The 23,907-nt window shown below is 62.7% G+C and carries 17 protein-coding genes and 2 tRNA genes; 13 read left to right on the forward strand and 6 right to left on the reverse strand.

The window, feature by feature from the left end; all coding sequences use genetic code 11:
- Positions 1-16: 16 nt before the first annotated feature.
- The 3 genes from AC5WNJ_RS02415 to cydD are packed head-to-tail and all read right to left on the reverse strand — an operon-like array spanning position 17 to position 4,570.
- Positions 17-829 (reverse strand): SDR family NAD(P)-dependent oxidoreductase, encoded by an 813-nt coding sequence (locus AC5WNJ_RS02415; protein WP_176676164.1) that lies wholly within the window; start codon positions 827-829, stop codon positions 17-19.
- Positions 830-866: 37 nt separating this feature from the next.
- A complete protein-coding gene (gene cydC / locus AC5WNJ_RS02420) occupies positions 867-2,729 on the reverse strand; it encodes a thiol reductant ABC exporter subunit CydC (RefSeq protein WP_176676165.1) in 1,863 nt (620 codons plus the stop codon).
- Positions 2,726-4,570 (reverse strand): thiol reductant ABC exporter subunit CydD, encoded by a 1,845-nt coding sequence (gene cydD, locus AC5WNJ_RS02425; protein WP_176676166.1) that lies wholly within the window; start codon positions 4,568-4,570, stop codon positions 2,726-2,728. Before cydD ends, cydC begins: the two co-directional genes overlap by 4 nt.
- Before the next feature lie 257 nt (positions 4,571-4,827).
- On the opposite strand from cydD, the gene gltX reads away from it, so the two are divergent.
- The 3 genes from gltX to AC5WNJ_RS02440 all read left to right on the forward strand — a co-directional run bounded on the left by gltX (position 4,828) and on the right by AC5WNJ_RS02440 (position 6,642).
- On the forward strand, positions 4,828-6,303 hold the full coding sequence (gltX, locus tag AC5WNJ_RS02430; RefSeq protein WP_176676167.1) for a glutamate--tRNA ligase: 1,476 nt from the start codon (positions 4,828-4,830) through the stop codon (positions 6,301-6,303).
- A 169-nt stretch (positions 6,304-6,472) separates the two neighbouring features.
- Positions 6,473-6,548 (forward strand) — tRNA-Ala (locus AC5WNJ_RS02435).
- An 18-nt stretch (positions 6,549-6,566) separates the two neighbouring features.
- A tRNA-Glu gene (locus tag AC5WNJ_RS02440) sits at positions 6,567-6,642 on the forward strand.
- A gap of 530 nt (positions 6,643-7,172) precedes the next feature.
- Here the strand turns inward: AC5WNJ_RS02440 and AC5WNJ_RS02445 are convergent.
- Together AC5WNJ_RS02445 and gltA are read right to left on the reverse strand one after the other, a co-directional pair.
- Entirely contained in the window at positions 7,173-8,060 is an 888-nt protein-coding gene (locus AC5WNJ_RS02445; protein ID WP_176676168.1) for an NAD(P)-dependent oxidoreductase, read from the reverse strand.
- Positions 8,061-8,320: 260 nt separating this feature from the next.
- A complete protein-coding gene (gene gltA / locus AC5WNJ_RS02450) occupies positions 8,321-9,607 on the reverse strand; it encodes a citrate synthase (RefSeq protein WP_176676169.1) in 1,287 nt (428 codons plus the stop codon).
- A gap of 391 nt (positions 9,608-9,998) precedes the next feature.
- On the opposite strand from gltA, the gene sdhC reads away from it, so the two are divergent.
- The 10 genes from sdhC to AC5WNJ_RS02500 all read left to right on the forward strand — a co-directional run bounded on the left by sdhC (position 9,999) and on the right by AC5WNJ_RS02500 (position 22,557).
- Positions 9,999-10,376, forward strand: a complete 378-nt coding sequence (sdhC, locus tag AC5WNJ_RS02455) for a succinate dehydrogenase, cytochrome b556 subunit (protein ID WP_253063132.1) — start codon at positions 9,999-10,001, stop codon at positions 10,374-10,376.
- Positions 10,370-10,717: a succinate dehydrogenase, hydrophobic membrane anchor protein gene (gene sdhD, locus AC5WNJ_RS02460; protein WP_176676170.1), complete on the forward strand. Its 348-nt coding sequence runs from the start codon at positions 10,370-10,372 to the stop codon at positions 10,715-10,717. The genes sdhC and sdhD overlap by 7 nt, the downstream gene beginning before the upstream one ends.
- Before the next feature lie 3 nt (positions 10,718-10,720).
- Positions 10,721-12,493 carry a succinate dehydrogenase flavoprotein subunit gene (sdhA, locus tag AC5WNJ_RS02465; RefSeq protein WP_176676171.1) on the forward strand — a complete coding sequence of 591 codons (1,773 nt, stop codon included), beginning with the start codon at positions 10,721-10,723 and terminating at the stop codon, positions 12,491-12,493.
- A gap of 154 nt (positions 12,494-12,647) precedes the next feature.
- Positions 12,648-13,352: a succinate dehydrogenase iron-sulfur subunit gene (locus AC5WNJ_RS02470; protein ID WP_176676172.1), complete on the forward strand. Its 705-nt coding sequence runs from the start codon at positions 12,648-12,650 to the stop codon at positions 13,350-13,352.
- A 227-nt stretch (positions 13,353-13,579) separates the two neighbouring features.
- On the forward strand, positions 13,580-16,414 hold the full coding sequence (locus AC5WNJ_RS02475; RefSeq protein WP_176676173.1) for a 2-oxoglutarate dehydrogenase E1 component: 2,835 nt from the start codon (positions 13,580-13,582) through the stop codon (positions 16,412-16,414).
- 51 nt (positions 16,415-16,465) lie between these two features.
- Positions 16,466-18,016, forward strand: a complete 1,551-nt coding sequence (gene odhB / locus AC5WNJ_RS02480; RefSeq protein WP_176676174.1) for a 2-oxoglutarate dehydrogenase complex dihydrolipoyllysine-residue succinyltransferase — start codon at positions 16,466-16,468, stop codon at positions 18,014-18,016.
- 113 nt (positions 18,017-18,129) lie between these two features.
- Positions 18,130-19,569, forward strand: a complete 1,440-nt coding sequence (lpdA, locus tag AC5WNJ_RS02485; protein WP_175090458.1) for a dihydrolipoyl dehydrogenase — start codon at positions 18,130-18,132, stop codon at positions 19,567-19,569.
- Between the two features lie 108 nt (positions 19,570-19,677).
- Entirely contained in the window at positions 19,678-20,844 is a 1,167-nt protein-coding gene (sucC, locus tag AC5WNJ_RS02490; RefSeq protein WP_175090459.1) for an ADP-forming succinate--CoA ligase subunit beta, read from the forward strand.
- On the forward strand, positions 20,844-21,716 hold the full coding sequence (sucD, locus tag AC5WNJ_RS02495; protein WP_043333998.1) for a succinate--CoA ligase subunit alpha: 873 nt from the start codon (positions 20,844-20,846) through the stop codon (positions 21,714-21,716). Before sucC ends, sucD begins: the two co-directional genes overlap by 1 nt.
- 298 nt (positions 21,717-22,014) lie before the next feature.
- Positions 22,015-22,557, forward strand: coding sequence for a DUF302 domain-containing protein (locus tag AC5WNJ_RS02500; protein WP_253063134.1), 543 nt, complete (start codon positions 22,015-22,017; stop codon positions 22,555-22,557).
- 174 nt (positions 22,558-22,731) lie between these two features.
- Here AC5WNJ_RS02500 and glpQ read toward each other — a convergent pair whose 3' ends face one another.
- Positions 22,732-23,892, reverse strand: a complete 1,161-nt coding sequence (gene glpQ, locus AC5WNJ_RS02505) for a glycerophosphodiester phosphodiesterase (RefSeq protein WP_253063136.1) — start codon at positions 23,890-23,892, stop codon at positions 22,732-22,734.
- Positions 23,893-23,907: the final 15 nt, after the last annotated feature.

Raw genomic sequence — 23,907 nt, forward strand, 5'->3', positions numbered from 1 at the left:
GCCTCTACCGAGAGGGTTACCACTCGATGGCCTGGCCGGCCCAGTCGTAGAAGCCGCCGCTGGCGGTGGGCGAGAGTTCGCAGGCGACGCGCAGCAGACGGCGCGCCACGAAGCCCGTCGTGAATAACTTGCCCTCGGGCACGCGGGACTGGAAGGGAGTCGACAGGCCGGTGTCGGTGGTGCCGGGATGCAGCGCGACCAGCAGCGCCTCGGGATTGCGCCGTGCGATCTCGATGGCGGCGGTCTTGAGCAGCATGTTGTGGCTGGCCTTGCTGGCGCGATAGGCATACCAGCCGCCGCTGCGGTTGTCGGAGATCGAGCCGACCCGCGCCGACAGCGAGGCGAAGATCACTGGCGTGCGTCGGCGCAGACGTGGCGCCAGCATCCCCAGCAGCAGGGCCGGGGCGAAGGCATTGACCTGATGCAGACGCGTCAGGGCCGCCAGACTCAAGTCTTCCAGACGCTTCTCCGGCCATAGCTGCTCGCGCTCGTCATGCAGCAGGCCCAGCGCGTTGAGTATCAGCGCCGGTGGCTGCCCCGTCTCGCTCTCGCCATCCAGTTGCTGTGCCAGCCACTTCTCAAGGCGTGCGGTGCCTTGCTCGGTGGTCAGGTCGGCCTCCAGCGTCTCGAGCTCGGGATGCGTCGAAAGGCATGAGACATCGCGACTCACCGCCAGCACTTTTCCACAGTGCGGATGGGCGAGCAGCTCATCGATCAGCGCCCGCCCGATCCCGCCGCTGGCGCCGGTGACCAGTGCGCAGAAGCCCCGTGGCAGGCGCGCGAAGGTGTCCGCCGCCAATGGCTGATCTTCCAGTCTGCTGTCTACCATATATGTCTCCCTCTGTAGTGGCTGAACAGGATTATCGTCAGGCAGTGCGCTCCATCAGCCTGGCGAGGCGGGAATCGCGGCTCAGTGTGGTCGGGGTGGTGTCTTCCTGCAGTCGGCCCGCTTCCAGCAGCGCCAGACGCGCAAAGCGCTCCAGCCCCAGCGGCTGATGAGTGATCATGATCAGGCTGCGGCCCTCGCAGGCGGCGAGAATCGCGCTCATCACCTGCTCGGCGCTGGTGCGGTCCAGTCCTTCGCAGGGCTCATCGAGCAGCACGATCGGCGCCGGTGACAGCAGTGCGCGTGCCACGCCGAAGCGGCGCAGCTGGCCACCGGACAATGAACGTCCCCCTTCATCCGGGAAGCCGGCCAGTCCCTGTGGCTGGCGGGCCAGCCAGTCGCCGAGGCCAAGGCTTTCCAGCATGCGCGTCAGTGACTTATCGCTGGCCTCGGGAGCGGCCAGGCGCAGGTTGTCGGCGTAGCTGGCACAGAACAGGTGCGTGTCCTGCGGGCAGACCGCGAAGCTTGCACGCAGCGTGGCCTCGTCGAGCGAGTCCAGCGCCACGCCACCCAGCGTGATCTGTCCGGCACTGGGGGCATGGAAGCGACTGAGCACGTCCAGCAGGGTGCTCTTGCCGCTGCCGGACGGGCCGAGCAGTGCCAGATGCTCGCCTGCGGCCAGTGTCAGTGACAGCTCTTCAAGCACCGGCGTGTCGCCGTGGGTGACGCTCAGCTGCTCGATCTCCAAGGCGTGTCCCACCGGCGTGGCAGCCTCGGAGTCACTGGGGAACTGGGCCGCCGGCGTATTGGCCTGCACGCGGTTGAGGCGCGCGGCCGCCGACAGACAGCGACCGAGACCCTGCCAGGCCAGCGGCAGTGGCGCCAGTGCCTCGAAGGCGCCGAGTACCGCCAGCAGGAACAGCGCCAGCAGACGACCATCGAGCAGCTCGCCAGAATGCGTCGTGATGTCGTCGTTCGCATATGGCGCCATCTGCATGACGCCGAGCAGGGCGACCCCGGCCAGCGTCAGCCCCAGCAGACTGTGACTCAGCCAGCTGGCCAGTGCCTGACGGCGTGCCTGGGTGCGCTCGATGCGGTCCCGCTCGGCCTGTTGCTCGGCCAGGCGCTCAAGCTCTTCATTCCAGCGATCATAGATCACCAGCTCGCCCAGTCCCTGCAGGCGCTCCAGCAGGCGTGCGCGCAGGCGGCTGGCCGAGGATTGGTGACGCATGGCGTCACGGCTACCACGCCACCAGGCCAGCCACGGCACCAGTCCGCCGGTCAGCACCAGCCCGATCACTGCGACCAGCGCCAGTGTCGGCGCGAAGATGCCGATCAGCGTGCCGGCGGCGAGGATGGCGCAGACCGCCACCAGCGAGGGAATCAATACGCGCACGTAGAGGCTGTCGAGGGCGTCGACATCCGCGCCCAGGCGGGTCATCAGCTCGCCCTGGCCGGCATGCTGCAGGGCGGCGGGGGAGAGCGGCTCGATGGCCTCGAACAGGCGACGGCGCAGGCTCGCCAGCAGACGCAGCGTGCCTTCGTGGGTGGTGAGACGCTCGCCATAGCGTCCGGCGGTGCGCGCCAGTGCCAGACCGCGCACACCTGCCGCCGGGGTGAAGAAGTTGAAGGCCTGGGTGGCAGCGACGCTCAAGCCGGCCACGGCGGTGGCGGAGAGAAACCAGCCCGACAGTGCCAACAGGCCGGTGGCCGCCAGCAGAGTGATCAGCGCCAGCAGTGCGCCGATGCCCAGCCAGCCACGATGCTCGCGCATCAAGGCCAGATAGGGCGTCAGTTCGCGCAGACGTGGGCGCTGTTCGCTATACGCTTCACCTAGTGCTGGCTCGCTGGCTGTGACGGCCGCGGGCGTGTCAGGCGCGGACTTGCAGATGGCGCGGCTCATGCGTCACCTCGCGGCGTCGGGAGGGGGAGCGGGCGGTCCTGCACCAGCTGGCCATCGTCGAGGTGAATCAGGCGCTGGCACAGCGTCAGCAGCTCTGGTCGGTGGGTCAGCAACAGCAGGGTGCGGCCCTCGCCGAGACGCTTGAGCGCGGCGATCACGCGCGCTTCGCTGTCGGCGTCCAGGCTGGCGGTGGGTTCATCCAGCAGCACCAGTGGCGCGTCATGCAAGAATGCGCGGGCCAGTGACAGGCGGCGTGCCTGGCCGCCGGACAGCGCCTGACCGCCCTCGCCAAGGCGCGTCTCGAGCCCTCGCGGCAGCTGCTGGTACCAGTCAAGCAGGTCGGCATTGTCCAGCGCCGCTTCGAGTTGGGTGTCGCTGGCGTGAGGCCTGGCCAGACGCAGGTTGTCGGCCAGCGTGCCGGACAGCACCACCGTCTCCTGACCGACCCAGGTCGCCATGCCCGGCGGCAGGCCGTGGCTCAGCGGATGGCCATTGAGATACAGCAGGCCGTCGCTGGCCTCGACGAAGCCGAGCAGCAGATTGAGCAGCGTCGACTTGCCGGAGCCGGAGGCACCGGTCAGCGCGACGCGTTCGCCCTGGGTGATCCGCAGGGTCAGCGGGCCGAGTGCCGGTGGAGTCAGCGTGCTGGTCTGGCGGGTCCATTGATTGGGATAGCGCACACAGACCTCTTCCAGCATCAGCGAGTGCAGCTTGCGGGTCTGAGGGCGCGCCGCGGGCAGGTCGCTGTTGGCATTGTGCGTCTGTGTGGCAGCCTCGCCATCCGCCTCCTGGGTGAAGGGGGCACTGCCGACGATGGGGGCGAGATCACTGGCGGCAGCCTCGGCCTCGGCCTTGGCGTGATAGTGCACGCCCAGCTCGCGCAGCGGCTGATAGAACTCGGGCGCCAGCACCAGAATGAAGAGTGCGGTCTGCAGGGTCAGCGGTGAGTCGCCCCAGGTGCCGAATTGCAGGTGGCCGAGGAAATGGAAGCCGAGGTAGACCGCCAGCAGCGCGATGGACACCGCGGTGAAGAATTCCAGCACCGTGGAGGACAGGAAGGCCAGGCGCAGTACGCGCATGGTGCGCTTGCGAAAGGCATGGCTGACCGCCTCGACCTGGGGGCCGCGCCTGGCGCTGCCGAATAGCTTGAGGGTCTTGAGACCGGTGAGCAGGTCCATGAAGTGACGGCCCATGCGGTCCATCTCCCGGAACTGCTCCTGCGAGCGCTTGCGCGCCGCGATGCCGACCAGAATCATGAAGATCGGCACCAGTGGTGCGGTGGTGGCGAGAATCAGGCCGGCCGCCCAGTTGAGCGGAAACACCACACACAGCAGCATCAGCGGAATCAGCCCCGCGAGGCGTGTCTGTGGGCGGAAGTCGGCGTAGTAGCCGTGCAGTGACTCGACCTGGTCCCAGGCGCGGTTGGCCAGGCTTGCGCGATGCTGGCGACGCACCCACAGCGGGCCGAGTTCGGCGAAGCGCTGCAGCAGGCGCTCGCGCAGGCGACGGCGGATCTGCTGGCTGGCGCGGGTGCCGGCATAGCCACGCAGGCCAGTGAGCGCGCCGCGCAGCGAGAGACTGGCGGCGAGTACCGCGATGGCCGGCCACAGTGTCGCCAGGCCTTCGCGGTCGATCGCGACGCCCTGGGCCAGGCGGGCGATGGCCCAGGCCTGGGCGAGCAGCACCAGTGTCGAGAGCAGGGCGCACAGGATGGCGAGCTGGGGCCAGTGGCCACCGGCACGTGCCAGTGTCTCCAGCCAGCGGCGTGGCACGAATTCTGCCGAGGCAGTGGCATCGGTGGGGGAGGGTGAAACATCGGGTGCAGCGGCAGTTCGGGGCATTCATGCTCCTGCCGGTGGTGGCAGAGATAGTTGCAGGGAAGCGCTGGCGTCACGTCTCAAGGCAGAGAATGACGCATCTGGCGCAAGCTTACCGCCGAGAGAGCGTTGGTACACGGCGACGCACTGTCGCACATCTTCACCTTGCGTATAATATGCCCCAGCACTCGCTGCTGAGACAGCAGCGTGATTTCACGCCCCGGCAGTCAGTCATTGCCGAGACGCTTGTTGCCCTCTCTTCTCGAACTACTGGACTCCACATGACCGTTCGTACGCGCATCGCACCGTCGCCGACTGGTGATCCCCACGTCGGCACCGCCTACATCGCCCTGTTCAACCAGTGCTTCGCTCGTCAGCACGGTGGCGAGTTCATTCTGCGCATCGAGGATACCGATCAGACGCGTTCCACCGGCGAATCCGAGCAGATGATCCTCGACTCGCTGCGCTGGCTGGGCATCGAATGGGCCGAAGGCCCGGATGTCGGCGGTCCGCACGGCCCGTACCGTCAGAGTGAGCGTGGCGACATCTATGCCACACACTGCCAGCAGCTGATCGATGCCGGCCACGCCTTCAAGTGCTATCGCACCAGTGAAGAGCTGGATGAGCTGCGCGAGTCGCGCAAGGCCGAAGGTCTGCACATGGCGCTCAAGCCGTCCGACCTCGCGCTGCCGGCAGAAGAAGTGGCGCGTCGTGAAGCGGCGGGCGCGCCCTTCGTCATCCGCATGAACGTGCCGGAAAGCGGCACCTGTGTGGTCAAGGACATGCTGCGTGGCGAGATCGAGGTCGACTGGGCCCAGGTCGATGCGCAGATCCTGCTCAAGTCCGACGGCATGCCGACCTACCACCTGGCCAACGTGGTGGATGATCACCTGATGGAGATCACCCACGTGATGCGTGGCGAGGAGTGGATCAACTCGGCGCCCAAGCATCAGCTGCTGTATGAATACTTCGGCTGGCAGATGCCGGAACTGTGCCACATGCCGCTGCTGCGCAATCCGGACAAGACCAAGCTGTCCAAGCGCAAGAACCCGACGTCGATCCTCTACTACCGTCGCATGGGTTACCTGCCGGCGGCGGTGATCAACTATCTCGGTCGTCTGGGCTGGTCCATGCCGGACGAGCGCGAGAAGTTCACCCTGAGCGAGATGCAGGAGCATTTCGATATCCAGCGTGTCTCGCTGGGTGGTCCGGTGTTCGATGTCGAGAAGCTCAGCTGGCTGAACGGTCTCTATATCCGCGATCTGTCCGAGGATGAGCTGCTGAGCGAGCTGCGTCAGTGGGCCTTCAACGAGTCCTACGTCAAGCAGATCCTGCCGGAAGTGAAGCCGCGCATCGAGACGCTGTCCGAGGCGATTCCGCTGGCGGGGCACTTCTTCTCGGGTCTGCCGGCCATCACGCCGGACGACTTCGCCAAGGCGAAGCTGGAAGGCGAAGACCTGGTGCGTCAGATGCAGTTCCTGACCTGGAAGCTTGAAGCCGTGAGCCGCTGGGACAAGGAGCATCTGCTGGCGGAAGTGAAGCTGCTCTCCGAGCACTTCGGGCTCAAGATGAAGGACTTCCTGGCGCCGGTATTCGTGGCGGTGACCGGCTCGGCGACCTCTACCTCGGTGATGGACGCGATGGTCATTCTGGGCTCCGACATGACGCGCGCGCGTCTGCGCCACGCCGTGGCCGTGCTGGGTGGCGTCTCCAAGAAGGCGGCCAAGCGTTTCGAGAAGGAATATCGTGACCTCTGAGCGCAGTCCGTGACCGCGCTCCCGACGGGCGCGTCGCGCTGATGATGGCCTCCATAATGAATGACGTCATGGGGGCCATGCGCCGAAAAGGCGCGAGAGGCGAATTGTGTGAAAAAGAAGTTGACGACCCCGAGGGTTATCAGTAAGATACGCCTCGTTCTTGAGAGACGGGGCCTTAGCTCAGCTGGGAGAGCGCAACACTGGCAGTGTTGAGGTCAGCGGTTCGATCCCGCTAGGCTCCACCAAGTTTCTCAAGCGACTGCGTCCCATTCGTCTAGTGGTCCAGGACACCGCCCTTTCACGGCGGTAACAGGGGTTCGAACCCCCTATGGGACGCCACTCTTTCGACATCTCGAGCCACCTTTCAGGTCTCGTGAAGTCAACAAAAAAGCACACCTTAAGGGGTGTGTTTTTTTTGTCCCTGATTCTGGCTTATGCACAGCCTGTGTGTCGGCAGAAAAGCATGTTATCCCCAAGTCGCCCTTGACAGACCTCGTGTCTTGTCCACTGTTCGCGCGCTGTCACATCTCCCCCTGCATCTCCTCCCAAAGTGCGGCCCCTGCGGCTGGCGCTTACGTCGTGCTACCAAAAATTTCTTTTATATCAATGGCTTATGTGCTGGTTAAATTTTGTGCAATCTGTTGGTAAGCCCGCTGTCATGCTGGTTCGCTGCGCTTGTCTAGGGGTTATCAACGAGGTTATCCACAGATAGTGTGGAAAAGCATGCCGAGCGCCGCTGCTGTCTGGGATGTTGCGCTGCGGCACGAAAAAACGCCTCATTCCCGCGTCCATATGGCGTTGGAATGAGGCGTTTTCAGTGCGAGGCCGTGTGATGCGGTTCGGCTCACTCGCTTGAGTTCAAGGCCGCTTCATCTGGAGAGGCGCTTGAGCAGCGAGGAGGTGTCCCAGCGATTGCCGCCCATGGCCTGCACGTCGGCATAGAACTGATCGACCAGCGCCGTCACCGGCAGGCTGGCATCGATGCGGCGTGCTTCCGCCAGACAGATGTCGAGGTCCTTGCGCATCCAGTCGACGGCAAAGCCGTGATCGTACTCGTCCTTGATCATGGTGGAGTGACGATTTTCCATCTGCCACGAGCCAGCGGCGCCCTTGGAGATCACCTCGATCACCGCCTCGCGATCCAGTCCTGCCTGCTCGGCGAAGTGCAGGCCCTCGGAAAGTGCCTGCACCAGCCCGGCAATGCAGATCTGGTTGACCATCTTGGTGGTCTGGCCGGCACCGGTCTCGCCGATGCGCTTCACCATGCGACCGTAGTGCGTCAGCACCGGCTCGGCACGTGCGTAATCCGCCTCGCTGCCGCCACACATGATGGTCAGCACGCCATTCACGGCGCCTTGCTGGCCGCCGGAGACCGGTGCGTCGACGAATCCGATGCCGGCCTCGCCCGCGGCGGCGGCCAGCTCGCGTGCCAGGTCGGCACTGGCGGTAGTGTGGTCCACCAGCAGGCTGCCGCTCGCCATGCCGGCCAGCACGCCGTCGTCGCCGTAGGTGACGCTGCGCACGTCATCATCATTGCCCACGCACATCAGCACGATATCGGCGCCCTCGGCGGCTTCTCGCGGGGTGGCGTGATGGCTGCCGCCGTACTCCTCGCTCCACTGCTCGGCGCGTGCACCTGTGCGGTTGTAGACCCGCACCTCAAGGCCTGCGCGTTTCAGATGGCCGGCCATGGGGTGACCCATGACCCCGAGTCCGATGAAGGCGGCGGTACGTGGCGTGGTGTGTGTCTCTGACATGCTGGAAGGCTCCTTGCCATCGATCAGGTGTGAGGTTGCGCCGCTCGCGGTGGGGCGCATGGCGTGCCGGTGCTTGCAGGGCGTGACGAAGCCGGTACATCAGCACGCTAGCACGTTCGGGGCGGGGCGGGGCGGCTTTGTGACTTGCATCTCGACAGGGGGGGCGCATGAGAGGCGACAGGCCAAAAAAAACCGCCTCCGAAGAGGCGGTCTGTCCTGCAGGTCGATGACCCGATATTGCCTGGTTGCCAGGCAACTGGTTACTTGGTCGGGTAGTCGCGCTGCGGGTGGCCGGTGTAGAGCTGGCGCGGACGGCCGATACGGTGGCCGCCGGCGATCATCTCGTTCCAGTGGGAAATCCAGCCGATGGTGCGCGACATGGCGAAGATGACCGTGAACATGTTGGTCGGAATGCCGATCGCCTTGAGGATGATGCCGGAGTAGAAGTCGACATTCGGGTACAGCTTGCGCTCGATGAAGTACTCGTCTTCCAGGGCGATCTGCTCCAGACGCTTGGCGATCTTGAGCTGCGGATCGTCGGCCATGCCCAGCTGCTCCAGCACTTCGTCACAGGTCTCTTTCATGACCTTGGCGCGCGGATCGAAGTTGCGATAGACGCGGTGACCGAAGCCCATCAGCTTGAACGGGTCATCCTTGTCCTTGGCCTTGTCGATGAAGCGCTGGATGTTCTCTTCGGAATCCTCGCCGATTTCATCGAGCATGTTGAGTACGGCTTCGTTGGCACCGCCGTGTGCCGGGCCCCACAGTGCCGCGATGCCGGCGCTGATGCAGGCGAACGGGTTGGCACCGGTGGAGCCGGCCAGGCGCACTGTGGAAGTCGAGGCGTTCTGCTCGTGGTCGGCGTGCAGCATGAAGATGGTGTCCATCGCCTTGGCGAACACCGGGTTGATCTTGTACTCCTCACACGGATTGCCGAACATCATGTACAGGAAGTTCTCGCCGTAGGAGAGGTCATTGCGCGGGTACATGAAGGGCTGGCCGATGTTGTACTTGTGGCACATGGCCGCAAGGGTCGGCATCTTGGCGATCAGGCGCACCGCACTGACATAGCGTTCCTTCTCGTTGTTGATGTTCAGGTTGTCGTGGTAGAAGGCGGCCAGGCCACCGACGACACCGCACAGGATCGCCATCGGGTGGGCATCGCGACGGAAGCCCTTGAAGAAGTTGACGATCTGCTCATGCACCATGGTGTGGTTGCTGATCAGCTGGGCGAACTTGTCGTATTCCTCGTCGCTCGGCAGTTCTCCGAACAGCAGCAGATAGCATAGCTCGATGTAGTTGGAGCTCTTGGCCAGCTGGTCGATGGGGTAGCCGCGATGCAGTAGCACGCCTTTCTGGCCATCGATGAAGGTGATGGATGATTCGCAGGCGGCAGTGGAGACGAAGCCCGGGTCATACGTGAACATGCCTTCGGCGGTCAGGCCGCGAACGTCGATGACGTCCTGTCCGAGCGTGCCGGAATAGACCGGGAACTCGATGCTCTTGTCGATACCGTCTACTGTCAATGTCGCTTTCTTGTCAGTCATGCCGACCTCCTCATTATTCGCGTAACTCTTTGACTTGCTTGCCATGCCGGGCTTGCATCAATCCCGCCCACTATAGAAGCCCGCCAAGGATTGTCAATTCGCCACACGGCGTAGAGACGCGCGCCATGCTGTTGTGCGTGAGTTCCCCGACGTTTGCCTATCCCGTGGTGTCAGGTCGCGTCCTGTTCACTGCATTTTGTGCAATCTGTGGTTGCGGCCCTGCGACGTCATGTCATTTGTCATGCCAATGGCCAACCCCTATAATCCCCCGTCGCGCGACTGGCGGGAAATTCGGCTCGGTACCGTGGATGGCCTGCGCCCGAGACCCTTCCTCAAACCACCGCCCCTGCGGGCTTGCGTCCGTGTTGGGCCAAGAGAGTGTGTAAGAGCCGTGAATAGCAAACGACCCGTAAATCTCGATCTGACGACGATAAAGTTCCCTCTCCCTGCGCTGACTTCAATCACCCACCGTATTACCGGCGTGATTCTGTTCGTGGGCCTGGTATTTGCGCTGTGGGCACTCGATGCCTCGCTGTCCTCCCCGGAAGGGTTCGAGGCGGTGCGTGATGCTCTGGCAACCAATTTCCTGGCCAAGCTCGTGGCCTGGGGCCTGCTGTCTGCCCTCGGTTTCCACTTCGTGGCTGGTATCAAGCACCTGTTGATGGACATGGATATTGGTGTCGAACTGGAAAGTGCTAATCGCAAGGCGCAGGTCACTGTCGTGATCAGTGCTGTTCTCGTAGTCCTGGCGGGAGTCTGGGTATGGTAAACAACATCACCAATTTCAGCCGCAGCGGTCTGTCCGACTGGGTACTGCAGCGTGTTTCTGCCGTGATTCTGGCAGCCTATTCCGTGTTCATGGTCGGCTATCTGCTGCTCCATCCGAACCTCGACTACACCACCTGGAGTGGTCTGTTCGAGAACACGGCAATGCGCATCTTCTCTCTGATGGCATTCATCTCGATTGCCGCACACGCCTGGATCGGTCTGTGGACCGTGGCGACCGATTACATGAAGCCGACCGCAGTGCGCTTCGGTTTCCAGGTCTTCGTCATCCTTGCGTTGTTCATCTTCTTGGTCTGGGGCGTTCAAGTCCTGTGGGGAGCCTGATACATGTCCACCATGCGTAGCCTGACATTCGACGCGATCATCATCGGCGGTGGCGGCTCTGGCCTGCGTGCCGGCCTCGAGCTGTCCCAGTCCGGCAAGAAGACCGCCGTGCTGTCCAAGGTCTTCCCGACCCGTTCGCACACTGTCTCTGCCCAGGGCGGTATCACCTGTGCCATCGCTTCTGCTGATCCGAATGATGATTGGCGCTGGCACATGTATGACACCGTCAAGGGCGGCGACTACATCGCCGACCAGGACGCCGCCGAATACATGTGTACCGAAGGCCCGAAGGCGGTCTTCGAACTCGAGCACATGGGTCTGCCGTTCTCTCGCTTCGACAACGGTCGCATCTATCAGCGTCCGTTCGGTGGTCAGTCCAAGGACTTCGGCAAGGGCGGCCAGGCGGCACGCACCTGCGCCGCGGCTGACCGTACCGGTCACGCTCTGCTGCACACCCTCTATCAGGCCAACCTGAAGAATGGCACCGTCTTCCTCGACGAGTGGTACGCCATCGACCTGGTCAAGAATGCCAACGGCGATATCGTCGGCGTGATTGCCCTGTGCATCGAGACCGGCGAGACCGTGGTCGTGAAGTCCAAGGCGACCGTTCTGGCTACCGGCGGTGCCGGCCGCATCTACGCCTCCACCACCAATGCCCTGATCAACACCGGCGACGGTATCGGCATGGCGCTGCGCGCCGGCCTGCCGGTCCAGGACATGGAAATGTGGCAGTTCCACCCGACCGGCATCCACGGTGCAGGCGTGCTGGTCACCGAAGGCTGCCGTGGTGAAGGTGGCTACCTGGTCAACAAGGACGGCGAGCGCTTCATGGAGCGTTATGCGCCGAACGCCAAGGACCTCGCGGGCCGTGACGTCGTCGCGCGCTCCATGGTCATGGAAATCCTCGAAGGCCGTGGCTGTGGCGAGAATGGCGACCACGTCTTCCTGAAGCTGGACCACCTGGGCGAGGAAGTGCTCAACAAGCGCCTGCCGGGTATCTCCGAGCTGTCCAAGACCTTCGCGCACGTCGATCCGGTCAATGCACCGATCCCGGTCGTGCCGACCTGTCACTACATGATGGGCGGCATCGCCACCAACGTGCACGGTCAGGCCATCGCACAGAACGAAGACGGCAGCGATCGCATCGTCAACGGCCTCTATGCCGTGGGTGAAGTGGCCTGCGTGTCCGTGCACGGTGCCAACCGTCTGGGCGGCAACTCGCTGCTGGATCTGGTCGTCTTCGGCCGTGCCGCGGGCAAGTACATCGAGAGCGCGCTCAATGAAGGTGTCGAGTACCTCGAGCCGACCCAGAGCGACATCGATGCTGCCCTGGTGCGCCTGAACCGCTGGAACGAGTCCGAGAGCGGTGAGTCCGTGCCGGAACTCAAGCGTGAACTGCAGCAGATCATGCAGAACTCCTTCGGCGTCTTCCGTCAGGAAGACAAGATGGAAGAGGGCGTCAAGCAACTGGCCGAGCTGCGTGAGCGTATCGCCAAGGCGGGTCTGGCCGACAAGTCCCAGGTCTTCAATACCGCACGTATCGAAGCCCTTGAGCTGGACAACCTGATGGAAGTGGCGGAAGCCACTGCCATCGCGGCCCTGACCCGCAAGGAAAGCCGTGGTGCCCACTCCCGTTACGACTTCCCGGATCGTGATGACGAGAACTGGCTCAAGCATTCCCTGTTCTTCCCGAACGAGAAGCGTGTCGGCAAGCGCGACGTGAACTTCGCGCCGAAGACCGTCGAGCGTTTCGAGCCGAAGATTCGTACCTACTGAGTCTGGACCTGACACGTGCGTCCCGCTTCGAGGGGCGCACGTTTCTCCAGACCAAGTTCGCACTCGCTCGAGTTCACGCTCGCTTGAGTTCGCCGTGATCGAGGTGCGTGCAGGTCACCGCACGCACCTGACCCGTTTGCCCGGAGGGGAAACCATGCTTCAGGTATCCATATACCGCTACAACCCTGAAACCGATACTGCGCCGTACATGCAGGAGTTTCAGGTCGACACCCAGGGTCGTGACCTGATGGTGTTGAACGTGATGGAAATGCTCAAGGAACAGGACAGCTCGCTGGCCTATCGTCGCAGCTGCCGTGAAGGTGTCTGTGGTTCGGACGGCATGAACATGAACGGCAAGAACGGCCTGACCTGCGTCACTGCACTGTCCGAAGTCGTCAAGGACAACAAACTGGTGCTGCGTCCGCTGCCGGGCCTGCCGGTCGTGCGTGACCTGGTCGTCGACATGAGCCTGTTCTACAAGCAGTACGAGCGCATCCAGCCGTACCTGCTCAACGACACGCCGGCGCCGGCCATCGAGCGTCTGCAGTCGCCGGAAGACCGTGACAAGCTCGACGGTCTCTACGAGTGCATCCTGTGTGCCTGCTGTTCCACGGCCTGCCCGTCCTTCTGGTGGAACCCGGACAAGTTCGTCGGTCCGAGCGGTCTGTTGCAGGCCTATCGCTTCCTGGCGGACTCGCGTGACACCGCCACCAAGGAGCGTCTGAGCGAGCTGGACGATCCGTTTGCCGTATTCCGTTGTCGCGGAATCATGAATTGTGTCGCGGTTTGCCCCAAGGGTCTGAACCCGACACGTGCCATCGGCAAGATTCGTGAGCTTTTGCTGGCAAACGCCACTTAAAAGCCGCGCCTTAGCTTGCTATGATGCACGTCAGCTGCGGCAGGGTGTCACACCTTGCCGCAGCGCACAGCTTGCTGAAGCCGGTGCCTTGTGCACCGGCTTTTGACGATAAAAGAAGACTCAGATGGTGAAGGCCTCCATGGTTTCGCCATACAGGGCATAATCGAGTGACGCCGACAGCGCTTGTCAGGCGCCTACCCCACCCCATCAGTCAGGGTGACCGAGAGATGCAAGAAGGCACAATGGAGTTGATGTGGCGCACTTCCCATATGAGCGGGGGGAATGTCCACTACGTAGAAGATCTCTACGAGCGTTATCTTGTCGACCCGAATGAGGTTCCCGACGAGTGGCGCAACTACTTTGATACTCTGCCGCGTCATGACGGCAGCCCCTCCCAGGATGTTCCGCTAGCGCCGATCCGTGATCAGTTCTACGAGATGGGTCGCAACAGTCGCCGCCCGGTGGCTGTCTCTGCGGGCGAAAGCAGCGAGAACAAGAAGCAGGTTCGTGTTCTCCAGCTGATCAACGCCTACCGCTTCCGTGGCCACCAGAAGGCGGATATCGACCCCCTCGGTCTGCGCAAGCCGGCACCGGTACCGGACCTCGAGCTGTCCTTCCATCAGCTGTCCGCCGCTGACATGGACGTCGAGTTCCAGACCGGCTCGCTGTTCCTCGGCAAGGATGTTGCACCGCTCAAGGAAATCCACGCCGCGCTGGAGCAGACCTACTGCCGCAGCATCGGCGCCGAGTTCATGCACATCGTCAACACGGAAGAGAAGCGCTGGCTGCAACAGCGTTTCGAGTCCGTGCGTTCCAAGCCGAACTTCTCACGCGATGTCCGTCATCACGTGCTGGAACGTCTGACCGCCGCCGAAGGCCTCGAGAGCTATCTCGCCAGCAAGTACCCGGGCACCAAGCGCTTTGGTCTGGAAGGCGGTGAATCCTTCATTCCGATGATGGATGAGCTGATCCAGCGCAGCGGCAAGTACGGTACCAAGGAAGTCGTGATCGGCATGGCCCACCGTGGCCGTCTCAACCTGCTGGTCAACCTGCTGGGCAAGAGCCCGTCCGAGCTGATCGATGAATTCGACGGCAAGAAGCAGATCGCCAAGGGTTCCGGCGACGTGAAGTACCACCAGGGCTTCAGCTCGAATGTCATGACCCCAGGCGGCGAAGTCCACCTGGCGCTGGCGTTCAACCCGTCGCACCTGGAGATCGTCTCTCCGGTGGTGGAAGGCTCCGTGCGTGCCCGTCAGGATCGTCGTGAAGACGCCGAGGGTGACAGCGTACTGCCGATTTCCATCCACGGTGACGCGGCCTTCGCCGGTCAGGGCGTGGTCATGGAAACCTTCCAGATGTCGCAGACCCGTGCCTACAAGACGGGCGGTACCGTGCATGTCGTCATCAACAACCAGGTGGGCTTCACCACCTCGCGTGCCGATGACGCTCGCTCGACCGAATACTGCACCGACATCGCCAAGATGGTTCAGGCGCCGATCATCCACGTCAATGGCGATGATCCGGACGCCGTGCTGCACGCCGCCCAGGTGGCCATCGACTATCGCCAGCAGTTCAAGCGTGATGTGGTGATCGACCTCGTGTGTTACCGCAAGCGCGGTCACAACGAAGCCGACGAGCCGTCCGGTACCCAGCCGCTGATGTACGCCAAGATCAAGTCCCAGAAGACCGCTCGCGAGAAGTATGCGCAACGTCTGGTCGAGGAAGGTGTGCTCAGCGAGGAAGAGACCAAGCAGCTGGTCGACCAGTACCGTTCGGATCTCGATGCCGGCAATCACGTGGCCAACGCCCTGGTGAAACAGCCGAATACCGGCCTGTTCGTCGACTGGACGCCGTACCTGGGTCATGAGTGGACCGGCGTTGCCGATACCTCGATGGACATGAAGCAGCTGCAAGCGCTCGCCAACAAGATGTGCGAAGTGCCGGACGGTGTCTCGGTCCAGCGTCAGGTCAACAAGATCTATGAAGACCGTCGCAAGATGGCCGCTGGTGGCATGCCGCTGAACTGGGGCTTCGCCGAGACACTGGCCTACGCCACCCTGGTCGGTGCCGACCATCCGGTGCGTATCACCGGTCAGGACGTAGGTCGCGGCACCTTCTCCCACCGTCACGCGGTGGTGCATAACCAGAAGGATGGCAATACCTACGTGCCGCTGCAGCACATCAAGGATGGTCAGGCGACCTTCACCATCCATGATTCCTACCTCTCCGAGGAAGCCGTGCTGGCCTTCGAATATGGCTACGCCACCACCATGCCGAATGCGCTGGTGGTGTGGGAAGCCCAGTTCGGTGACTTCGCCAACGGTGCCCAGGTGGTGATGGACCAGTTCATCTCTTCCGGCGAGAGCAAGTGGGGCCGCCTGTGTGGTCTGACCATGCTGCTGCCGCACGGCTACGAGGGCCAGGGACCGGAGCACAGCTCCGCACGCCTCGAGCGTTACCTTCAGCTGTGTGCCGAGCACAACATGCAGGTCTGCATGCCGACCACGCCGGCGCAGATCTATCATCTGCTGCGTCGTCAGGTCATCCGCTCGCTGCGCAAGCCGCTGGTCGTGCTGTCACCCAAGTCTCTGCTGCGTCACAAGGAAGCGACTTCCACCCTCGACGAGCTGGCCGATGGCCGCTTCGAGATGGTGCTGTCCGACAAGGGCAACCTGGAAGCTTCCAAGGTCAAGCGCGTCGTGCTGTGTGCGGGCAAGGTCTACTATGACCTGGCCGCCTATCGCGCCGAGCAGGGCCGTGAAGATGTTGCCATCATCCGTGTCGAGCAGCTCTATCCCTTCCCGAAGGAAGAGCTCCAGGCTGCCATCGCCGACTACGAGAATCTCGAGCAGGTGATGTGGTGCCAGGAAGAGCCGCTCAACCAGGGTGCCTGGTATCAGAGTCAGCACCATATGCGTCAGGTCGCTGAGCAGCACCGTCAGGGGCTTGGCATGAGCCTGGACTTCGCCGGACGCCCGGCCTCTGCGGCACCTGCCGCGGGCTACATGTCCGTTCATAACGAGCAGCAGCGCCAGCTGGTCGACGACGCCTTCAACAAGTAAAGGCTCGCGACCCGCAAGGGCACCGAGAGAGAATTGAGTTAAGGAACTCCAATGGCTATCGATATCAAAGCGCCGTCTTTTCCGGAATCCGTCGCCGAAGGCACCGTGGCGACCTGGCACAAGCAGCCCGGCGACAGCGTCGAGCGTGACGAGCTGATCGTCGAGATCGAGACCGACAAGGTCGTGCTGGAAGTCGTCGCCCCGCAGGACGGCACCCTGGGCGAGATCAAGGTTCAGGAAGGTGACACCTGCGAGTCCGAGCAGGTGCTGGGCTCCATCGGTGAGGCAGGTGCTTCCGCCTCTGCTGACACCAAGGGTGACTCCGCTTCCGAAGAGAGCAAGTCCGACAGCAAGCCGGCCGCCGGTGGCGAAGGCAAGACGCTGGAAGTCAAGGCGCCGAGCTTCCCGGAATCCGTCGCCGAAGGCACCGTCGCCACCTGGCACAAGAAGGTCGGTGAAGCCTGCGAGCGCGACGAGCTGATCGTCGAGATCGAGACCGACAAGGTCGTGCTGGAAGTCGTGGCTCCGGCCGACGGCGCCCTGAGCGAGATCAAGGTCGAGGAAGGCGATACCTGCGAGACCGAAGCCGTATTGGCGCTGTTCAGCGCTGGTGCTACCGGTGGTGCCGCGCCGCCCGCTGAGGCAAGCGACGACAAGTCCGGCTCTGACGAAGGTCAGGACGAGAAGGTCGGCGACAAGATCCTCGCCCCGGCAGCGCGCAAGATGGTGGCCGAGCACGATCTGGACGTCAGCAAGCTGGTCGGTTCCGGCAAGGGCGGACGCGTGCTGAAGGAAGACGTGGCCAAGGCCGTCAAGGAAGGCACTGCGGCCAAGTCCGCTGCCAAGCCGGCTGCCGCACCCAAGGCTGCTGCACCGAAGGCCGCTCCGGCCTTCGAGGGTGAGCGTCCCGAGAAGCGCGTGCCGATGAGCCGCATGCGTCAGACCATCGCCAAGCGTCTGGTCAATGCCCAGCAGACTGCCGCCATGCTCACCACTTACAACGAAGTGGACATGAGTGCGGTGATGGAGCTGCGCAAGCAGTACAAGGACACCTTCCAGAAGGTGCACGACACCAAGCTCGGCTTCATGGGCTTCTTCGTCAAGGCGGCCACCGAAGCGCTCAAGCGCTTCCCGGACGTCAATGCCTCCATCGACGGCACCGACATCGTCTACCACGGTTACCAGGACATCGGTGTGGCCGTGTCTTCCGATCGCGGTCTGGTCGTGCCGGTGCTGCGTGATACCGATAGCATGAAGCTCGCCGATGTCGAAAAGACCATCGTCGACTTCGGCCAGCGTGCCCGCGCCGGCAAGCTGGGCATCGATGAGATGCAGGGCGGTACCTTCACGATCACCAACGGCGGCATCTTCGGTTCCCTGATGTCCACCCCGATCCTGAATCCGCCGCAGACCGCCATTCTGGGCATGCACAAGATCCAGGAGCGTCCGATGGCCGTGAACGGTCAGGTCGTCATCCGTCCGATGATGTATCTGGCACTGTCCTACGATCACCGCATGATCGATGGCAAGGATGCAGTCCAGTTCCTCGTCGCCATCAAGGACCTGCTGGAAGATCCGGCTCGTTTCCTGCTCGACGTCTGAGACCGCAATGTCTCACGGCCTTGAGGATCTCGAGGCCGTGAGCGGCCCCGGCGAGTGGCACTGACACTCGCCGGGTTGCCAACCCGAATCGAACTGCACCAACAGGAAGAGACATGGCCGATAAATTTGATGTGATCGTCATTGGCGCTGGCCCTGGTGGCTATGTCGCCGCCATCCGCGCTGCTCAGCTGGGTCTGAAGACCGCCTGCGTCGAGAAGTGGGTCAACAAGGAAGGCAAGGTCGTTCACGGCGGTACCTGCCTGAACGTCGGCTGCATTCCGTCCAAGGCATTGCTGGAAACCTCGCACAAGTACGTCGAAGCGCGTGATGAGTTTGCCGAACTGGGCATCAAGGCCGACGGCGTCGAGATCGACGTGGCCAAGATGATCGAGCGCAAGGCGCAGATCGTGAAGAACCTGACCGGCGGTATCTCCGGTCTGTTCAAGGCCAACGGTGTCACCGCGCTGGAAGGTACCGGCAAGGTGCTTCCCAACAAGCAGGTCGAAGTGACCGATCACGACGGTGGCAAGACCACCTACGAAGCCGAGAACATCGTCATCGCGTCCGGTTCCGTGCCGGTCGAGATTCCGCCGACGCCGCTGACCGAAGGTCTGATCGTCGATTCCACCGGCGCGCTCGAGTTCGAGGAAGCGCCGAAGCGTCTGGGTGTCATCGGTGCCGGTGTCATCGGTCTCGAGCTCGGCAGTGTCTGGAGCCGTTGCGGTTCTGAAGTCACCGTGCTGGAAGCCGTCGACAGCTTCCTGCCGATGGTCGATGCGGCCGTCGCCAAGGAAGCCCAGAAGCTGCTCAAGAAGCAGGGTCTGGACATCAAGCTCGGCGCCCGTGTGACCGGTTCCGACATCAAGGACAGCGAAGTCGTCGTCAAGTACACCGACGCCAACGGCGAACAGGAACAGACCTTCGACAAGGTCATCGTCGCGGTTGGCCGTCGTCCTTACACCCAGAGCCTGCTCGACAGCGATGTGGGTATCAATCTGGACGAGCGTGGCTTCATCCACGTCGACGACCAGTGCGCGACCAGCGTGCCGGGCGTCTACGCCATCGGCGACGTGGTGCGTGGCCCGATGCTGGCGCACAAGGCCTCCGAAGAGGGCGTGATGGTTGCCGACATCATCGCCGGCCACAAGGCCGAGATGAACTACGACGCCATCCCGAGCATCATCTACACCTTCCCGGAAGTGGCGTGGGTCGGCAAGACCGAACAGCAAGCCAAGTCCGAAGGCATCGAAGTCAAGACCGGCAGCTTCCCGTTCGCGGCAAGCGGTCGTGCCATGGCCAACAATGCCACTGAAGGTCTGGCCAAGATCATTGCCGACGCTGAGACTGATCGCGTCCTGGGCGTTCACATCATCGGCCAGCATGCCGGTGAGCTGATCGCACAGGGTGTGACTGCCCTCGAGTTCGGCGCAAGCGCCGAAGACCTCGCACTGATCTGCACGGCTCACCCGACCCTGTCGGAAGCCGTGCACGAAGCCGCGCTGGCCGTTGACGGGCATGCGATTCACATCGCAAACCGCAAGAAGCGCAAGTAAGCGTCCTTCCGAACAAGAGGCGCGTCGCCCCGGCCAGGCCGGGGCGAACGGTGGCAGTGGCATCTTGCGACTGCCGTTCGAGTCTAATGCAACCAATGGCATGACACGATGAACCTTCACGAATATCAGGCAAAACAACTTTTTGCCGACTATGGCCTGCCGGTGTCCAAGGGCTTTGCCGTTGACACCCCGGAAGACGCTGCTGAAGCGTGCAAGAAGATTGGCGGCGACAAGTGGGTCGTCAAGGCACAGGTCCACGCTGGTGGCCGCGGCAAGGCTGGCGGCGTCAAGCTGGTCGACAGCGCACAGGCCGCTTCCGACTTCGCGACCCAGTGGCTGGGCAAGAATCTGGTGACCTACCAGACTGACGAAAACGGTCAGCCGGTCACCAAGATTCTCGTCGAGAACTGCACCGACATCGCCGAAGAGCTGTACCTGGGCGCCGTCGTTGACCGCACCACTCGTCGCATCGTCTTCATGGCTTCCACCGAAGGCGGCGTGGAAATCGAGAAGGTTGCTGAAGAGACGCCGGAAAAGATCCTGAAAGCCGAGATCGATCCGCTGGTCGGCGCACAGCCGTACCAGGCGCGCGAACTGGCCTTCAAGCTGGGTCTGAACCCGACCCAGATCAAGCAGTTCACCAAGATCTTCCTGGGTCTGGCGAAGATGTTCGCCGACAAGGATTTCGCGCTGCTGGAAATCAACCCGCTGGTCATCACCGACGAAGGCAACCTCCACTGTCTCGACGGCAAGATCAACATCGACGCCAACGCCGTCTACCGTCACCCGGACCTGCAGGCGATGCACGATCCGTCCCAGGAAGACGAGCGTGAAGCGCATGCTGCCCAGTTCGAACTGAACTACGTTGCCCTCGACGGCAACATCGGCTGCATGGTCAACGGCGCAGGCCTGGCGATGGGCACCATGGACATCGTCAACCTGTCTGGCGGCAAGCCGGCCAACTTCCTCGACGTGGGTGGCGGTGCTACCAAGGAACGCGTTGCAGAAGCCTTCAAGATCATCCTGTCCGACGACAACGTCAAAGCTGTTCTGGTGAACATCTTCGGCGGCATCGTGCGTTGTGACATGATCGCCGAAGGCATCATCGGCGCCGTCGAGCAGGTCGGTGTCAACGTGCCGGTCGTGGTGCGTCTGGAAGGTAACAACGCTGAACTCGGCGCCAAGAAGCTGGCCGAAAGCGGTCTGAACATCATCGCTGCTACCAGCCTGACTGACGCGGCGCAGCAGGTTGTCAAAGCTGCGGAGGGCAAGTAATGAGCATTTTGATCGACAAGAACACCAAGGTGATCTGCCAGGGCTTCACTGGCGGCCAGGGTACCTTCCACTCTGAACAGGCCATCGCCTACGGCACCAAGATGGTCGGTGGCGTGACGCCGGGCAAGGGTGGTCAGACTCACCTGGGCCTGCCGGTGTTCAACACCGTTGCCGAAGCCGTTGCCGAGACTGGCGCTGAAGCGTCCGTCATCTACGTGCCGGCACCGTTCTGCAAGGATTCCATCCTTGAAGCGGCCAATGCAGGCATCAAGCTGATCGTCTGCATCACCGAAGGCGTGCCGACTCTCGACATGCTGGAAGTCAAGGTCAAGTGCGACGAGCTGGGCGCGCGCGTCATCGGTCCGAACTGCCCGGGTGTCATCACTCCGGGTGAGTGCAAGATCGGTATCATGCCGGGTCACATCCACCAGCCGGGCAAGGTCGGTATCGTGTCTCGTTCTGGCACCCTGACCTACGAAGCCGTCAAGCAGACCACTGACCACGGTTTCGGTCAGTCCAGCTGTGTCGGTATCGGCGGCGACCCGATCCCGGGTTCCAACTTCATCGACATCCTCGAGATGTTCGAGAAGGACCCGAAGACCGAAGCCATCGTCATGATCGGCGAGATCGGCGGCTCTGCTGAAGAAGAAGCGGCTGCCTACATCAAGGCGAACGTCACCAAGCCGGTCGTCTCCTACATCGCTGGTGTGACTGCGCCTCCGGGCAAGCGCATGGGCCATGCAGGCGCCATCATCTCCGGCGGCAAGGGTACTGCCGACGAGAAGTTCGCGGCTCTGGAAGCGGCTGGCGTCAAGACTGTGCGTTCCCTCGCGCAGATCGGCGATGCCATCAAGGAAGTCACTGGCTGGTAAGCCATTGATCTCCTGACACGATCGGCGTCAAGCGGATCGCATGTCACCGAAAGGGCAGGCCCACAGGGCCTGCCCTTTTTTTGTTTCTGGCCCCCAATAGTGGCTCCCGAATGCATGTCAGTGGGTCTACCAGCGGCCTGTGACGTAGGGCGAGGGGCGAGGTGTTTCGGCTGATGCAGGCGGGGCAGGTGCGTTCATATCAAGCAATTGATAGTCTGATGACTGTTCATTGGCACCTGACCAAGCGACACGTGCAGATGCCCCACGGCGTAACACGACTCACTGATAAGGATGTTCCATGCTCAAGTCATTCCCAGCCCTCACGCGTTCCGCGCGCCTGCTGGCGCTGCTGTCCCTGCCGTTGGCTGCTGGCGTGCCGCTGGCTGCCAGTGCAGATTCCGGCGCGGCGGCAGCCTCCGCCCCTGAAGCTTCAGCGAGCATGCAGGTACCTGCCAAGGGCATCGAGTCGGTGACCAGTCGTGATGATGTCGCCTCCGTCCAGGCGCGTCTCGAGACGGCTCTCGAGGCCAAGGGGCTGACGCTGTTCAGCGTCATCGATCATGAAGCGGGAGCCAAGAAGGTGGGCATGGAGCTGCCCGCGACGCATACCGTCATCTTCGGCAATCCCAAGGTGGGCACCCTGTTGATGCAGTGCAACGGGGCGGCCGCCCTGGACTTGCCGCAGAAGATGCTGATTCGCGCCGTGGAGGGCGGCAGCGTGATCGAGTGGAATGATCCCCAGTACATGGCCAATCGTCATGATCTGGGCGACTGCAAGCTGCCGCTGGACAAGATCGCCGGGCTGCTCAAGGGGTTGGCCGCCGAAGCGGCGGGTCAATGAAGGCAGCGCTTATCACGTGCCGATGCTGATATCGTGCACTGACAACGGGGACTGACGATCGATCGCTGCCAATCAAGCAGGACGAGAAACAAGCAGGACGAGAAAGCCGGACTCCTCACGGAGTCCGGCTTTTTGATGTTCCTCTGCCAAGGACTGCCTGTCTTGAAGGGCTGCTTACAGAGCCTCACCGTGCTGCTTCAGCCACTGTACGGCGCGGTCCGGGTAGTCCGTGAAGATACCATCGACCCTGGCGTCGACGAAGAAGGCGCGCAGCATGTCGTCGTAATCGCTGGCCCAGTCCGGAATGCGCCCTTCATCGAGCCGGAAGGTGTAGGGCATCACGATCAGCCCCTGCGCATGGGCTTCCTCGACCAGCGGCGTGACCTTGATGTCGTCCCGGGTCGAGCTGTCTTCGATCACCATCGGCTTCCATGGCCCGATGCCATCGGCGTAGGTGGCGATGCGCTGCATGCCGCCTTCCTGATACATCCAGTCATAGTCGTAGGGCTCAAGCTTGCCATCCGCATCCGGCTGGAAGGTCATGTCCCAGCTGGTCTCGCCCATCAGCTGTACCAGGCGCAGGTCCATCTCCAGCTCAGGCTGCAGCGTGTCGTGGATGCGCTTGAGGCCATTGGGGTCGAAGACCTGCACGACGGCATTGTCATCGTGCGCGATGTAGCCGTACTGCTTGAGGGTCTCGAGCATGGCTCGGGAGACCTGCTTGCCTTCCGACTGGTGGAACCAGGGTGCCTTGATCTCCACGTACAGGCCGACATCGCGTCCGGTTGAGTGATTCAGGCCCTGGATCATCTCGATTTCTTCACTCAGGGTATGCAGGCCGAAGTGCGACTTGCCCAGCGGGAAGCGTTCAGGGTAGTCGGCGACGGGCTCGCCATCCTTGACGGTGAAGCCCTCGCTGAACGACAGCTTGCGCAGCTCATCCAGCGTGAAGTCGATGGCGTAGTAGCGGCCATCGTCGCGCGCACGCTCGGGGAAGACCTCGGCGACATTGGTCACGCGATCCAGGAAGCGGTCGTGCAGCACCACCAGCTGGTCGTCCTTGCTCATCACCACGTCCTGCTCGAGGAAGTCGGCGCCCTGGGCGTAGGCCATCGCCTTGGCGGCGAGTGTGTGCTCGGGCAGGTAGCCCGAGGCCCCCCGGTGGGCGACCACGACCTTGTCGGTGCCATGGCCGGGGTCGATGCTGCGCAGAGGCCTGTCATCAGCGAGTGCCGCTGAGGTCGAGGTGGCCAGCAGAGAGCCGACCACGCCCATCATGGCCAGCGGACGACGAATACGGGGGTAAGTCGGGTGACGCTGGGAAGGATGCGGCATGTGAGATCACCTTGA

Source organism: Cobetia sp. PDI-23MA (assembly GCF_059507735.1).